Origin of the sequence: Bradyrhizobium sp. HKCCYLS2038 (assembly GCF_051167655.1) — a bacterium.
Taxonomy (GTDB): Bacteria; Pseudomonadota; Alphaproteobacteria; order Rhizobiales; family Xanthobacteraceae; genus Bradyrhizobium.
In genome coordinates, this window is record NZ_JBNPTM010000009.1 from 161,267 (window position 1) to 175,720 (window position 14,454).

Annotated in this window: 15 protein-coding genes and 1 tRNA gene; 8 read left to right on the forward strand and 8 right to left on the reverse strand. The window is 66.7% G+C overall.

Annotated elements, in window-relative coordinates; genetic code table 11:
- Positions 1-106: 106 nt before the first annotated feature.
- Positions 107-463 carry an ArsC family reductase gene (locus ACQR1I_RS31145; protein WP_434870022.1) on the reverse strand — a complete coding sequence of 119 codons (357 nt, stop codon included), beginning with the start codon at positions 461-463 and terminating at the stop codon, positions 107-109.
- Between the two features lie 218 nt (positions 464-681).
- Here ACQR1I_RS31145 and ACQR1I_RS31150 point away from each other — a divergent pair, with 218 nt between their 5' ends.
- Positions 682-882 (forward strand): hypothetical protein, encoded by a 201-nt coding sequence (locus ACQR1I_RS31150; RefSeq protein WP_434870021.1) that lies wholly within the window; start codon positions 682-684, stop codon positions 880-882.
- Between the two features lie 71 nt (positions 883-953).
- Here ACQR1I_RS31150 and ACQR1I_RS31155 read toward each other — a convergent pair whose 3' ends face one another.
- From ACQR1I_RS31155 to ACQR1I_RS31165, 3 genes are all read right to left on the reverse strand, one after another.
- A complete protein-coding gene (locus ACQR1I_RS31155) occupies positions 954-1,544 on the reverse strand; it encodes a histidine phosphatase family protein (RefSeq protein WP_434870020.1) in 591 nt (196 codons plus the stop codon).
- 76 nt (positions 1,545-1,620) lie between these two features.
- Positions 1,621-2,613 (reverse strand): oxygenase MpaB family protein, encoded by a 993-nt coding sequence (locus ACQR1I_RS31160; RefSeq protein WP_434870019.1) that lies wholly within the window; start codon positions 2,611-2,613, stop codon positions 1,621-1,623.
- Positions 2,610-3,314, reverse strand: coding sequence for a glutathione S-transferase family protein (locus ACQR1I_RS31165; protein ID WP_434870018.1), 705 nt, complete (start codon positions 3,312-3,314; stop codon positions 2,610-2,612). The genes ACQR1I_RS31160 and ACQR1I_RS31165 overlap by 4 nt, the downstream gene beginning before the upstream one ends.
- Positions 3,315-3,441: 127 nt before the next feature.
- Between ACQR1I_RS31165 and ACQR1I_RS31170 the strand changes: the two genes are divergently transcribed.
- The gene (locus ACQR1I_RS31170; RefSeq protein ID WP_434870017.1) at positions 3,442-3,804 is read left to right on the forward strand and encodes a hypothetical protein; all 363 of its coding nucleotides are present in this window, start codon (positions 3,442-3,444) and stop codon (positions 3,802-3,804) included.
- A 2-nt stretch (positions 3,805-3,806) separates the two neighbouring features.
- On the opposite strand, the gene ACQR1I_RS31175 is transcribed toward ACQR1I_RS31170, so the two are convergent.
- Positions 3,807-4,034, reverse strand: a complete 228-nt coding sequence (locus ACQR1I_RS31175; RefSeq protein WP_434870016.1) for a hypothetical protein — start codon at positions 4,032-4,034, stop codon at positions 3,807-3,809.
- A 79-nt stretch (positions 4,035-4,113) separates the two neighbouring features.
- Positions 4,114-5,193: an Acg family FMN-binding oxidoreductase gene (locus ACQR1I_RS31180; RefSeq protein ID WP_434870015.1), complete on the reverse strand. Its 1,080-nt coding sequence runs from the start codon at positions 5,191-5,193 to the stop codon at positions 4,114-4,116.
- Between the two features lie 1,170 nt (positions 5,194-6,363).
- Between ACQR1I_RS31180 and ACQR1I_RS31185 the strand changes: the two genes are divergently transcribed.
- From ACQR1I_RS31185 to ACQR1I_RS31200, 4 genes are all read left to right on the forward strand, one after another.
- Positions 6,364-6,438: transfer RNA gene (locus ACQR1I_RS31185), tRNA-OTHER, on the forward strand.
- A gap of 178 nt (positions 6,439-6,616) precedes the next feature.
- Positions 6,617-7,957, forward strand: coding sequence for a TROVE domain-containing protein (locus ACQR1I_RS31190; RefSeq protein ID WP_434870014.1), 1,341 nt, complete (start codon positions 6,617-6,619; stop codon positions 7,955-7,957).
- A gap of 104 nt (positions 7,958-8,061) precedes the next feature.
- Positions 8,062-9,441, forward strand: a complete 1,380-nt coding sequence (locus ACQR1I_RS31195) for a 3' terminal RNA ribose 2'-O-methyltransferase Hen1 (protein WP_434870013.1) — start codon at positions 8,062-8,064, stop codon at positions 9,439-9,441.
- Between the two features lie 9 nt (positions 9,442-9,450).
- Positions 9,451-12,012 (forward strand): polynucleotide kinase-phosphatase, encoded by a 2,562-nt coding sequence (locus ACQR1I_RS31200; protein WP_434870012.1) that lies wholly within the window; start codon positions 9,451-9,453, stop codon positions 12,010-12,012.
- Positions 12,013-12,022: 10 nt separating this feature from the next.
- On the opposite strand, the gene ACQR1I_RS31205 is transcribed toward ACQR1I_RS31200, so the two are convergent.
- Positions 12,023-12,568, reverse strand: a complete 546-nt coding sequence (locus tag ACQR1I_RS31205) for an NADAR family protein (RefSeq protein ID WP_434870011.1) — start codon at positions 12,566-12,568, stop codon at positions 12,023-12,025.
- A 271-nt stretch (positions 12,569-12,839) separates the two neighbouring features.
- Between ACQR1I_RS31205 and ACQR1I_RS31210 the strand changes: the two genes are divergently transcribed.
- Entirely contained in the window at positions 12,840-13,616 is a 777-nt protein-coding gene (locus ACQR1I_RS31210) for a hypothetical protein (RefSeq protein WP_434870010.1), read from the forward strand.
- Between the two features lie 52 nt (positions 13,617-13,668).
- Here the strand turns inward: ACQR1I_RS31210 and ACQR1I_RS31215 are convergent, their stop codons facing one another.
- On the reverse strand, positions 13,669-13,974 hold the full coding sequence (locus ACQR1I_RS31215; protein ID WP_434870009.1) for a hypothetical protein: 306 nt from the start codon (positions 13,972-13,974) through the stop codon (positions 13,669-13,671).
- On the opposite strand from ACQR1I_RS31215, the gene ACQR1I_RS31220 reads away from it, so the two are divergent.
- A complete protein-coding gene (locus ACQR1I_RS31220) occupies positions 13,951-14,211 on the forward strand; it encodes a hypothetical protein (protein WP_434870008.1) in 261 nt (86 codons plus the stop codon). The two genes, ACQR1I_RS31215 and ACQR1I_RS31220, sit on opposite strands and share 24 nt — an antisense overlap.
- The last annotated feature ends 243 nt before the right edge of the window (positions 14,212-14,454 follow it).

Sequence of the window (14,454 nt, forward strand, 5' to 3'; positions counted from 1 at the left end):
CCGGCAACAGCTTTCCCGTCGAGCACCGCCATTGGGCCGTGTAAAACGACGGCCAGCGGCGGCTTCATCTGCTGACGCCGCCCCATCCGGGCGGTTGCAGATCAGCCTATTTCGCGCCCTTGACCGCTTTGGCATAGACATCCGGCTTGAAGCCCACCACGCGCTTGCCGCCGAGATCGAGCACCGGGCGTTTGATCATCGAGGGCTGCGCCAGCATCAGCGTGATCGCCTTGCTCTCGGTCAGATCTTCCTTGTCGGCGTCGGGCAGCTTCTTGAACGTGGTGCCGGCGCGGTTGAGCAGAACTTCCCAGCCGACCTCGTCGCTCCACGTCTTCAATGTCGTCTTGTCAATCCCGGCCGTCTTGTAGTCGTGAAAGGCGTAGGCCACGCCGTGCTCGTCGAGCCAGGCGCGCGCCTTCTTCATCGTGTCGCAGTTCTTGATTCCGTAGATCGTGATGCTCATGGCCATCGTCCTCAAACCATCGTGTCCGGCTGCGCGCGATGTCCCATGTTGCGACAATCGGCCCCGCATTTTGCAGTGCGATTCACCTGCTTTTGATGCGCAAGCGCGCTCCGTTCCACAATCGGAATTCACTCCGACCTTTGCCATGAAACTGTCGGCTGGGCATTACATTTTCTTCGCATCCCCGGCGTATCTGGCGCGCGAACAGGAGACCGCGAATGGGCATGATCATGGTACGTTGTCCGCAGACCGGCCGCAGCATCGAGACAGGGATGGAAATGGACGCCGAGCGCTTTCAGCGCATGCCCGTGTTCTTCTCCCGCACCTACTGCCCGCACTGCTGCATCTACCATGAATGGTTCGCCGCCCATGCCTGGGTCGAGGACGTCAGCGATCGCGAACGCATTGCGGTGGCATGACGAGCACGTGGGCGTGAAGATGCATCGCATAATGTATGCCACGCGCACGCGGTGCGCGGCAGCCGAACGGCTCAATTGTCGTTCGGATCGCTCTTCAGCGGCTTGGTGGAATCGCCCGGCATCAGGCACGGATACAGCTCGGTGAACGCGAATTCGTCTTCGCCCCCTGCGCGGTCGAAGCGCAGCACGACGTCGAAGCGCTTGCCCGACCAGTGGGTCGGCAATCGATCGGCGTTGCTCACCGGCAGACGCGGCAGAATGTCGGCGATGATCGCCTTGTGCTCCCAGGCGACCAGCACCGCGCCGGAGAGCGGCAACAGCGCTGCGACGAGCGCCGCTTCCTGTCCCTTCGCAAAGGACACATCCGGCTTGGCGAGGCCGACGCGCGCGGCCAGTTCCAGCACCGTCTCATAGGGTCGCCGGCTCGGTTCAGTGGCATCCTTGGTGCTGTCGGGATCGGCGGCGTAGATCGCCTGCGGCGTCGGATAGGTCGTGCCGCCCAGTCCGCTGCCGAACAGCGCCGTCCACGCCCCTGCCCGCTCCCAGCCTGAGATCACCAGCGATTTCGAATCCGTCTTGCCCTTGTGTGTCAGGCCGGGGCCCGTGGCATCGCCGTCGGGCTTCTCGGCGTGCCGGATGATCAAAAGCGTCAGCGCATCCATTGCAGTCTCCCGCATGCGGTCGCGATCTCAGTATGACGATCGTAGCTCGCACGAGAGTCGGCTGCTATGAACTCGATCACACCTTGCGGTGACCGCCTCCGGGCGTCGGCGACGGCCGTGAAACGCCGCTCGCAGCCGGCATCAGCGGCTGTCCGATCCAGGCGCGGTTGAGCAGCTGCGTGAATGGCGGACAGGCGTGCCCTTCGATACGCGCTATCGCTTCCTGATAGGGGCCGACCGTTCGCAGCCTGTCCGGCAACGCTGCGTAGACGCGCGGCAGCCAGATGCGGGCCCGCGCGGCGCTCCGTCGTTCACGCTCGCCATATGGCAGGTCGAACGCCAGGCGCAGCCGCTCCGGCAGCATCTCTGCGGTGAGGGCGTTGAACCAGCGCGGCGGCCCGATCCACGTCGCTTCGCCCGCGAAGATCCGCCGCGCGATGTCGCGTGCGGCCGTGCTGACGGTCAGCGTCTCGGATTCCATCATCGCGGCGGTGTAGGCCTTGAACGAGGTCCAGTCCGGCGGCAGCGCGTCGCGCGGAATGCCGAACAGGCCGGCGAAGCGCATCGCCTCGCGCCAATATTGCTCGCGCTCGGCCTCGCTGAGCGGCGGACACAGCAGGCCGTACGACATCATCGCGGTCTCGACCAGCGTCGCATGCACCCAACGCAGCGCCTCGACATCGTTGGCGAGAAAGCGCGAGCCGGCCGCGAAGGGTCCGACGGTCTCCGTCATGACGCCGTCGACCGCAGCGTGACGCCGATACAGCCGCCGCGCCACGGCGACGGCCTGGTCGCGCGTGCCGAACACCATCGTGTAGACGATGCCGAAGGTGCGGTGGAAGCGGCCGAGCGGATCGGCGAACACTTTCGACTGGCCGGCGATTCCGGCGGCGACCCAGGGATGGGCGAGTTGCAGCAGCAGCGCGCGGCCGGCGCCGAGAAACAGCGCCGCCTCGCGATGCACGCGCCACATCACGCTATCAGGCCCGAGCACGCCGTCGCCCGCTGTCGCAGGCGCGGACAACGCGGCCTCCATACAGCGTTCGAACTCGGCCTCGCCGACGATCACGGCCGCTTCGGGATCTCGAGCCCGCGCTGCACCGCCGGCCGCGCCAGCCCACGCTCCAGCCAGGCCGGCACGTGCTTGAGCTCATCGAACGCGACGAGCTCACGCGCGCCGTAGAAGCCGATCAGGTTGCGCACCCAGCCGAGCGAGGCGATATCGGCGATGGTGTAGTCGCCGTCCATGATCCACTGCCGACCATCGAGCCTCGTCTCGAGCACGCCGAGCAGCCGCCTGCTCTCGGCGACGTAGCGCTGCAGCGGCCGCTTGTCCTCGTACTCGCGGCCGGCGAACTTGTGGAAGAAGCCGAGCTGCCCGAACATCGGCCCGATGCCGCCCATCTGGAAGTGCACCCACTCAATTGTCTGCCAGCGCCGCGCCGGATCGGCGGGGAGAAATTTTCCGGTCTTCTCGGCGAGATACTGCAGGATCGCGCCGGATTCGAACAGCCCGAGCGGCTGGCCGCCAGGACCGTCGGGATCGATGATCGCCGGAATCTTGCCGTTCGGATTGAGCGACAGGAATTCCGGCGTCTTCTGATCCTCCTTGCCGAAATCGATCGTGTGCGGCTCGTAAGACAGGCCCGTCTCCTCCAGCATGATCGAGACCTTCACGCCGTTCGGCGTCGGCAGCGAATAGAGCTGGATGCGGTCGGGATTCTGCGCCGGCCAGCGCTTGGTGATCGGGAAGCTGGAGAGGTCGGACATGATGGCTATCGCTCGCCTGTTGTGTTGAGGCCTCAATCTAAGCCCGCGTGCCCGCGCCGCAAGCCAGGAGCCGGGAACAAGTCCTGCGGGACGATCTTATGCTGCAGCAGATGTGCGGATATCCAGCATGCCGAGTGCAACCTATGACCTGATCGTGCAGGCGATGATCACGCGCCAGCAGCTTCTCTGCATGTACCGTGGCTTCGCCCGCGCGGCCTGCCCGATAATTCTCGGCCACACCGCGGGCCGCGAGCGCGTGCTGGCGTTCCAGTTCGCCGGTGGCGCGAGCCGCGGCCTGCCGCCGGGCGGCCAGTGGAAGTGCTTCGATGTCGCCGAGATGAGCGAGGTCGAGCTGCGCGAGGGCCGCTGGCACGCAGGGCGCAGCCACAGCCAACCGCAATATTGCGTCGCCGAGGTCGACCTCGACGTCAATCCGGACAGCCCCTACGATCCGAAGCGGACTGCGACGCTGGCTAAGCGCAAGCGGTGAGGTTACTGCGGCTCGCGCAGGCGCACGCGCAGCAGCGCCGGCAGCTTCGAGGTCGCCTCGTGCTGCGCAAGCTTGGTGGCGACGCGGCGCATCAGCGACGACGCTCCCTGCTTTGCCAGAGCCTTCATCCCGCGCGCGCTGAAGTCCACCACCACCTCGTGATAGCGCATGCCCTTGCCGCCCTTGACCAGGCCAAGGTCGCGCACCAGGCAATAATGCCCATCGCTCATGCGTGCCAATCGGGTGTTCTCGAACATGTTTCGAAGCAATGCACCGAGTCGGGATTCCGTCAAGATTGACAAGAACGACTCATGAACCCAGCACCTCGCTGACACGTCGCCGCGGCGAGAATGGCAGTGCGGGACCGTAGCCGAACCGCAGCACCAGATCCGGCCGCCTTGTGGTCCCGATCAGACGCGCCAGCTCGGGGCGCAGCGCGGCCACTTCGACCGGCTGATTGACGAACGCGAGCTTGAGCCCGAGCCGCGTCGCTTCGAGCGCAAAGCGCTGGCACGCCTGCCCCGCCTTGATCCAGTGCGCGGGGTCGGCCTGTTCCGCCACGAACACGGCAAGGCCTGCCGAAGATGCGATCTGCCGCGCGTAGCGGTCATTCTCGGTGGACGCCTCGAACAGGCGATCGAACGCGACGCCGCCGAGCGCCGTCGGCAATGATGGATTGCCGCTCGCAGCCGCAAACAGGCCGTCGCTGCTCGCCATCGCGCTGCGCGGGTTGAACCTGATCCAGCTCTTCAGCTCGCGCATGAACGCGGCATCGCGCATCTGCGCGTCGTTGCCGGCGATGACGAGATCGCGGATCGCCGCAACCCGCGCCGGGTCCGTGACGATCACGAGATCGACCCCGGGCACCGCTGCCGCGGCCTGCAGCGTGGCGAGGTCGGCCGTCGGCACGGCACGTCCGTCATACACTGATCGCGTCGACTGCCGGCGGACGATCGCGGCGAGCAGCGGGTCGTCATGCGGGCTCGTCGTCGTGAAGCCGTAGCGCACCATCTCGTTGTCGATCGTCACCTCGCCCGGACGGCCGCTCGCGCCGGCCGCGATCGCAAGATTGGTCGCTGCGCAGCCGAGGCTGACGAACAGATGATGATCGTCCGGATCGACCGCGGGAGTCCGCCGCGACGGATCGGGCCGCAGCTCGATCGCATCCGGCGTGACGCGGAAGCGCCAGGGCTGGGTGTTGTGACTGTTGGCCGCGAGCGTCGCATGGCGGATGACGTCGGCGATGTCGGGCGACAACGGCGCGCGCAGTCGCGCCGTGTAGTCCTCGTACTCCGCCATCGTGCCCGTGGACGCGCGCCAGGCGACTGCGCCGAGCGCGGCGGTCACGAACGCTCCGCCCGTTCCTAATAAAATCTGCCGTCTGTTCATGACAACGCGCTCGCAAGATCAGCCGGAATGATGATGAGATCACAATAGTTTCGCATCACGCGATCACGTTGTTTCAGATCAACTGCGAAACAAGGCCACGAAAAAAAGTCAGGACACGACGTTGACAGCAACAGCAAACGCGCGTATGTCCCCCGGCCTCGCGAGCAACATCGCGAGCGAAATGACCGACAAGAGCCCGATGATGTCCTTCAACTACGAACATCCGATTTGCAAATCCCGCGGCAGTTCGCCGATGGATGCTGCACGCCTTGCTCGGGGGAGCGGTCTTGCTTGAGGCAGGATCCACCAAGTCCGCATCACACGGACCCTCCCGAGCCAGCCGCTCCGGAGGGTTTTTTGTTGCCCTCGCGCGATGCGGCTGCACGGCGAACGACCAATGTCCCGGCCATCGGCCGGAACGGGAGACCCGGATCCCGGGGCTCGCGCTGGTGATGCGCGTGGCCCAAGCGCGCGGGGCCTGTCGGAGGGAACGAGGCGGTCACGCCGGACACCGATGACAGAGCGAGCTTCCCCGGAGCTCGCAAACAGCGGCGCCGTCGAGCGCCGCAGACAAGTTGTTTCAATTCCCGGCCGCTCGCGGCCGGGAGCTGCTGGTGGTGAAGGTATCGGCTCCTTCGTACCATGGTGTTGCGGGTTCGAATCCCGCCCTTGGCGTCACGTACCGTGGAGGCGGCGAAGCGAAAGCCGTCGAGTCGCGGGTTCGGTTGTTCGTCTCTCGAATGACCTGCGTTGGCGTCACTGATCGCTGATATCGCCCGTTCCCCAGCAAACCATCAACGTCGTCCGGCGACCGCCGGACGGCAAGGCGGTGGGTGAGGATGTCTGTTACTTCGTTGAAACCGAGCGCCCCCAGGAAGCAGCGACAGCTGCCCCCGAGGGCAGCAACAGCATCACCCGTTCCCCGCCGCACGCATCCACGAGCCGTGGTGAAGACGACTGTTACTTCGCCTGCCACGCCAGAGGTCACGGGTTCGAATCCCGTCCGGCGGCTTGCCGGTAGCTCAGAGGTCAGAGCGCTGTCCGGTCCGCGAAAGTGGGACCGGGTCTCAGTCATCGCCTGTTCCTGGCTCGTGGTCCATCTCAACCGGTGATCGTCTCGACAGCCGGTCACCGCAACGGCGCAGATACGCTCTGCGCTCCTTCTTCCACGCGCCGTGGTGAAGAGTGCTGATACTTCGACTTCGAATCGAGAGGTCGTGGGTTCGAGTCCCACCCGGCGTTCCATGCGCCGGTAGCTCAGCGGTAGAGCACTATCCGCTCCACGCGAGTGGCGCGGAGCTCAGCATTCGCCCGTTCCCGGCGTGTGGTCCCCATCACGCGTGATCTCAGACGATATCACGCGTGCCGGCCGGTGCTCCCGGCCATTCCATCCATCGACCATCAACCCAACAGGAGGCCTGGCATGGTCAAGCTCAACACGTTCCTGCGCGCCTTCACCCACGAGGGTGCGCCGTCCCGACAGCTCGCGCCGGCACAGGCGCTGCAGCGTACGCTGATGAGCTGCCTGCTCTGGGAGGACCAGTTCTACGAGGACGGGGTCGCGATCGCCGATCGCATCAAGGCGCTTGTGCCGCAGGTCGAGCCGCGCGAGGTGGCTCAGCTCGCGATCCGCGCGCGCGAGGAGATGAAGCTGCGGCACGCGCCGCTGCTCGTCGCCCGCGAGATGGCGCGGCTGCCGTCACATCGTGCGCTGGTTGCCGAGACGCTGTCGCGCATCATCCAGCGGCCGGACGAGATGACCGAGCTGCTCGCGATCTACTGGGCGGACGCTCTCGGTCCGCAGCAGCAGCGCAAGCGGCAGGCAGTCTCGGCGCAGGTCAAGAAGGGGCTGGCCAAGGCGTTCGGTAAGTTCGACGCCTATCAGCTCGCGAAGTATGACCGCGAGGGGCCGGTGCGGCTGCGCGACGTCCTGTTCCTGGTTCACGCCAGGCCCAAGGACGCCGCCCAGGAGGCGGTGTGGAAGCAGCTCGTCGATGGCGAGCTGGCCTCGCCCGACACCTGGGAGGTCGCGCTGTCGGCCGGTGCGGACAAGCGTGCGAGCTTCGAGCGGCTGCTCGGTGAGAACAGGCTCGGAGCGCTGGCGCTGTTGCGCAACCTGCGCCTGATGCGGCAGGCCGGAGTGCCGCGCGCAACGATCGCGGAGGCGATCGCGGCGATGCGGACGGACCGGGTGCTGCCGTATCGGTTCATCACGGCGGCACGGCACGCGCCGGACTTCGAGCCCGAACTCGAGGCCGCGATGCTCCGGTCGATCAAGGGCTATCGGCGGCTTCCGGGCCGTACGCGACTCCTGATCGACGTCTCCGGCTCGATGTTCGCGGCGCTGTCCGCGAAGTCGGAGATGACGCGCGCGGACGCGGCGTGCGGGCTGGCGGTTCTGGCCCGCGAGGTCTGCGACGCGGTGGAGATCTTCACGTTCAGCGACAAGGTCGTGAAGGTGCCGCCGCGGCGGGGCTTCGCGCTGCGCGATGCGATCCTCGCCTCGCAGCCGCATTCCGGGACCTATCTCGGGCGTGCGGTCAGCGAGGTCGACCGCAACGGCGACCGCCTGATCGTCTTCACTGACGAGCAGAGCCACGATCCGGTGCAGTCGCCTCGGGCGCGCGGGACCATGGTCAACGTGGCGTCGTACCAGCACGGGGTCGGATACGGGCCCTGGACGCGGGTCGACGGCTTCTCCGAGGCCGTGATCGCCTGGATCGCGGCGCAGGAGGAAACGCTGCGCGGCGCCACCCTGCACTGACGACGAATGACTGAACGACAAATGACCCGGACGCGTCACAGACGCGCCCGGGTCTCATTCCACAAGCTGTGGATCAAACCACGCCGATCGGTTTAAGTGACACCATGTACCTCTCCATCGCGACCACCCATCAGCCCGCCACCGATCTCGGCTATCTGCTCAACAAGCATCCGGAGCGGCTGCACGAGCTCGAACTCACCTATGGTAAGGCGCTGATCTTCTATCCCGAGGCCAGCGCGACCCGCTGCGAGGCAGCGCTGGTGCTCGACGTCGATCCGATTGGGCTCGTCCGCGGCAAGGGCCAGAGCGACGGGCTGCTCGATCAATATGTCAACGACCGGCCCTACGCCGCATCGTCCTTCCTGTCGGTCGCGCTCAACAAGGCGTTCCGGACCGCGATGAACGGCGTCAGCAGCGCGCGCCAGGAGCTCGCTGACAGCGCCATTCCGCTCGAAGCGGTCGTGACGCCGCTGCCCTTGCGCGGCGGCGAAACCGTGCTGCGCCAGCTGTTCGAGCCGCTGGGCTGGGACGTCATCGTTGCGCCGATCGCGGGGCCCCAAGGTGACCCGACCAGCCGCTACGTGCGCCTCACTCTGCGCGGCACTGCAATGCTCAGCGCGCTGCTGAACCATCTCTACGTGCTGGTCCCCGTCATGGACGACGCCAAGCACTACTGGGTCGGTGACGAGGAGATCGACAAGCTGCTCAAGCGCGGCGAGGGCTGGCTCGACACCCACCCCGCCAAGGAGCTGATCGTGCGCCGCTACCTGCGCCACCGCGGCGTGCTGGCGCGCGCGGCGCTGGCGCGGCTCGCGCCGGAGACGCAGGACGAGGCGCTGGAGACCGAGACGCGAGGCCCATCGGAGGACACGCTGGAGGCGCCGACCCGGCTCAACGACCTGCGCATGAGCGCCGTCGTCGAGGCGCTGCGCGCGGCCGGCGCCAAGACCATCGCCGATCTCGGCTGCGGTGAAGGCAAGCTGCTGCAGCTGCTGGTGCGCGAGCGCTGGGTTGTCAGCCTGATCGGTCTCGATCCCGCCGCGCGCGAACTGGAGCGGGCGGCCAAGCGGCTGAAGCTGGGCGCGCCGGGCGGCCCGCCGGAGGGCCGCGTCACGCTGCTGCATGGGTCGCTGACCTATCGCGATGCGCGCTGGGCCGACGTCGATGCAGCGGCCCTGGTCGAAGTGATCGAGCATCTCGATCCCGACCGGCTGCCGATGCTGGAGCGCGTCCTGTTCGGCGCGGCACGCCCCCGCACCGTCATCGTGACCACGCCGAATGCCGACTACAACGCGCTATTTCCGAGCCTGCCCGCCGGCCAGTTCAGGCATCGCGATCACCGCTTCGAATGGTCGCGCACCGATTTCGCCAATTGGACGCAGAACATCTGCGAGACCTACACCTATCAAGTCGCCCTTTCCGGCATCGGCCACCACGACGAGACTCGGGGTGCGCCGACCCAGATGGCCGTCTTCACCCGCTGAGCAATTTTCATGAACATCGACATTCCCGACTTCGCACTGGTCGTGCTGATCGGCTCGACCGGCTCCGGCAAGTCGACCTTTGCCGCCAAACACTTCCTGCCGACCGAGGTGATCTCCTCGGATCATTGCCGCGCGCTGGTGGCTGACGACGAGACCGATCAGAGCGTGTCCGCCGACGCCTTCGACATCGTGCGCGAGATCGCCGGCCGGCGGCTGAAGCACCGCCGGCTCGCGGTCATCGACGCCACCAACGTGCGGCCCGCAGACCGCAAGGGCTGGGTCGAGCTCGCGCGCAAATGGCATGCGCTGCCGGTCGCGATCGTGTTCGATCCCGGCATCGACGTCTGCATCGAGCGTAATAAGACCCGCCCCGAGCGCAGCTTCGGCGGCCCGGTCGTGCAGCGCATGGTGCAGGAGATCCGGCGCGGCCTCGGCGGTCTTCAACGCGAAGGTTTTCGCCAGGTCTGGAGGCTCGACAGCGTCGAGCGCATCGAAGCCGCGACGCTCGCGCGCCAGCCGCTGTGGACCGACAAGCGCCACGACAGCGGCCCGTTCGACATCATCGGCGACGTCCATGGCTGCGCTAGCGAATTGCAGGCGCTGCTGGCCAAGCTCGGCTATCAGGTCACGTGGCACGACGAGGATGGCGAGCGCAGCGTCGCGGTGACGCCGCCCGCCGGACGCAAGGTCGTGTTCGTCGGCGATCTCGTCGACCGCGGTCCGCAATCCCCCGACGTGCTGCGTATCGTCATGAGCATGGTCGCGGCCGGCACCGCCTATGCCGTGCAAGGCAACCACGACCGCAAGTTCCAGCGCTGGCTGGCGGGCCGCAAGGTCACGATCGCGCACGGCCTGCAGGCCACGATCGATCAGCTCGCCCTGGAAGGTGAGCGCTTTCGCGACAGCCTGCCCGGCTTTCTCGACGGCTTGCGCAGTCATGTCTGGCTCGATCGCGGCCGCCTCGCGGTGGCGCATGCCGGGCTGAAGGAGGAGATGATCGGCCGCGGCTCCGGCGCGGTGCGCGAGTTCGCGCTGTATGGCGAGACCACCGGCGAGATCGACGAGTTCGGTCTTCCCGTCCGCGCCGACTGGGCCGCGAATTATCGCGGGGCGACCGCCGTGGTCTACGGCCACACGCCGATGCTCCATGCCGAATGGGTCAACAACACGATGTGCATCGACACCGGCTGCGTGTTCGGTGGGCGGCTGACGGCGCTGCGCTGGCCGGAGCGCGACCTCGTCGAGGTCGAGGCCGAGCGCGTCTGGTGCGAGCCGGTGCGGCCGCTCGCGGTGCGCGCCGGCACCAACTCGGCGCAGGCCGAGGCGGATCAGCTGCTCGACATCGACGACGTCAGCGGCCGGCGCTGGATCGACACCGCGCTCAGGGGTCGCATGGTCGTCGCCGAGGAGAACGCCGCCGCCGCGCTGGAGGTGATGAGCCGCTTTGCGCTCGCTCCGCAATGGCTGATGTATCTGCCGCCGACCATGTCGCCATCGGAGACGAGCGCGCGTGATGGCTGGCTGGAGCGGCCCGAGGAGGCGTTCGCGCATTTTCGCGCGCGCAACGTGGACGAGGTGGTGTGCGAGGAGAAGCACATGGGCTCGCGCGCGGTCATCGCGCTGTGCCAGAGCGCCGCTGTTGCGAAGGCGCGGTTCGGAATCGCAGGCGACGAGAGCGGCGCGATCTGGACGCGCACCGGCCGCGCCTTCTTCAACGACGCGGCGATGACCGAGGCGCTGCTGGCACGGCTGCGCGATGCGGTCGAACGCGCCGGCCTGTGGCAGGAGCTGCAAACCGACTGGCTGCTGCTCGACACCGAGATCATGCCGTGGTCGGCGAAGGCCGGCAGCCTGATCGAGAGCCAGTACGCGCCGGTGGCGGCTTCATCGGTCGCGGGCCTGGAAGCGGCGGCGGATGCGCTGGCGCGCGCGGCGGCGCGTGGCCTCGATGTCGCGGCACTCGGCGACCATATCCGCGGCCGTGTCGCGCGCGCAAAGCGCTATGGCGCGGCCTGGGCGCCCTATGTCTGGCCGGTCGGCGGCATCGATGATCTCAAGGTCGCGCCGTTCCATCTGCTCGCCAGCGAGGGCCGCGTCTGGTTCGATCAGGACCATGTCTGGCACATGACGCTCGCCGATCGGATGGCCGCCGCATCAGCCTCCGTCGTCACCCGCACGCAATGGCGCACGGTGGCGCTGGCCGACGAGCAGGCCGTCGCCGACGCCACCGCGTGGTGGGAGCAACTCACGGCCGGCGGCGGCGAAGGCATGGTGGTGAAGCCGAGGGCCTTCGTCGCGCGCGGACCAAAAGGCCTGATCCAGCCGGCGTTGAAGGTGCGCGGCAGTGAGTATCTGCGCATCATCTATGGTCCCGAATATGATGCGCCGGAGCACATCGCCCGTCTGCGTCAGCGCAAGCTCGACGGCAAGCGCAATTTGGCGCTGCGCGAATTCGCGCTCGGCCACGAAGCGCTGACCCGCTTCATCGCCCGCGAGCCGCTGCGCCGCGTGCATAAATGCGTCTTCGCGGTGCTGGCGCTGGAGAGCGAGCCGATCGATCCGCGGCTGTAGCTGCGTGACCTCAACCGAGCTGGGCGCGCGCCACCATCAGCGCGAAGCCCAGCAGGTTGAGGCCGAGCCAGGCGGCGGGATCGCGCGCCCGCGGATCGTCGGCGGCGAGGCCAATGCCCCAGATGCGGTCGACCGGGCTGGCTTCGACCAGCACGGCCTCACCGGTCGAGCGCAGCCAGTCCGCAAGCTCAGGGTTCTGACCGAACTTCGCCACATTGCCGCGCACCGCGATGTCGAAGCGGTTTGCAATCCAGCGCGCGTCGTCGAACCCGCGCACCTCGCGCCCGAGCTTCTTCGCCTGCGACGGACCGGGCGCAGCGAGAATTGCCTCGCGCGTCGCCTGATCGCCGAACAACGCGGCCTTCTGTGCCATCATGTAGTGCTCGGCGGTCGGATACGATATGCCATCAAGCGAGAACGGCGCGGGCCACCATTGGCTGAGCACGTGCTTGCCGACCTCGTTGCCCTTGGCCGTGTGTCCCCAGAACAGCAGCAACTCCCTCGTGCGGCCGGCTGCAAACTCTCGTTTCAGGGTCTCAATATTGTCGATCGGCATGTCGCAAGTCCTCACGGATGCGCGGATATGCCAGACTTTGGCCGACTGACCAACCCCGCGCCGCGACTGCAAGTCCGCGGGCTGAGCGCCCGCCGCGATGCGGTGCCGTCGCCGAAGGCGCGCGATCGCACGCTGCTTGACCGTCTGAGCGGATCATCTCATTGCAGCCGAGGTTCGCGTGTGTCAGGTTTGTTCCGACGGACAATCGTGTCCCCAGCCATGGAGAGAGCGACGCTCCGCCGCGGGCGGGCACTGCCAATGAGACGGGATCATGGGATCGTTCATCACCAACCTGCATGTTCGCGATGCTGAGCCTGCGGCCGTCATCGACGCGCTCAGATCGCTTGCAGTCGTTCCTGCCTATGTGCGCCGGGCGCCTGGGGATGGATGGACCAGCATCTACCCCGAAGCCGCCTTCCAGGATGAAGTCGGCCTTTCGGATCTCGGCCACGCGCTCTCGGCTGCGCTCCAGCGGCCGGTGATCGCGTTCATCGTTCATGACAGCGACATCCTGCTGTACTTCCTGATCGATCGTGGGAAGCTGCTCGACAGCTACAATTCGGCACCGGGCTATTTCACCGAACAGATTTTGCCTCCGACCGGCGGACAGCCGGATGTCCTCGCGGCCTACTGCGAGGCGGATGATGCTCATGATCGGTTGTCACGCCTGCTGCATCCCCCGACTCATTCTCGGAACGATGCGGACGCGCAACAACCGCAGAACGATATTCTCGAAGGCGTGCGCACGAAAATCATCCAGTCCTATCCGAAAATGGCTGCCGAGCATCCTGATACGCCGCCCCTGGAGCAGCTTCTGGCAGAGGTCGAAAGGCGCTTTGCCTTGCGGCCGGTCGCCGAGGCCACCGGGCCAGCCTCAGCAACACCCTTCCTGCTTGAAGACGACAGATTGACTGCTTTGGCCGAGTTACTCGGCATTCCAAGCGGATCCGTATTGGACAGCTTTCGATATCTCGCCAACGGTGAAGGCGAGCCGGGGCTTCTCACGCTGATCGACTCCGACGGCGAGAAGGACGTCGTCCTGCCCTGACGGCGCAGCGCCGACCAATTCGTCGAACCGGCGGAGAAAGGCGCGCGGCGCATTACTGCGTCCTCACCTGCCGCGCCCCCGCTTCCTTCAATATTCCCGCCACATCTGCCGAGCCGGCAGCACCGCCGCCGACCGACACCTCGATATCACCTTCGAGCTCGGGCGCACCCCGCTTATCGACCCCGGGATGGCCACTCTCGACGTCAGCGCCGGCGGCTTGCGAACCGGCACTGTTGGCCGCACCTGCGGCGCGGACGACCACGTCGGTGCGGGCGATGCCGTGATCCTGCACCAGATGCTCGACGGCGAGTTCGGCCTCCCGGCGCGTCGCGAAATGACCGATGATCGTGCGTTCCATCAGATGTCTCCTGGCATCGTCTCCGGCCCCAGCCGGTCACTCCAGGCTCAAACGCTTCGCGTGCACGGGCCGTTCCATGCGACGGACCGCGGTCTCTTGCCGCTCTGCCCGACGGGCGACTCAAACATCGATTTCTTCGTGTCGGCAGGCTTCGGCTGCGCGTCGCGTGCCTCTTCTCCGAAGCGCAGAAAGCATTTCTCCAGCCGCATCATCAAGGCGTTGGCCGTCACCAGTTGACGCCGACGAAATTCCTGCTTCCATTTTTCAGAATTTCATGAAACACTGCCCCCGTCCCGCCTCGCCATGAGGGGCGCTTCGCGGTCGTCACGAACGTGGAGGCGGTGATGCGACGGGCGCGTTCTGCCGCAGCGTGGCTTGGCATGCGGACGAACGGCAGAATGCGCCGGCGAAATCGTGTGGTCCTGACCTCCCGACGCTGAGGTCAAGCCGGCCGAGATGATGATCGGCTGGCGACGGGGG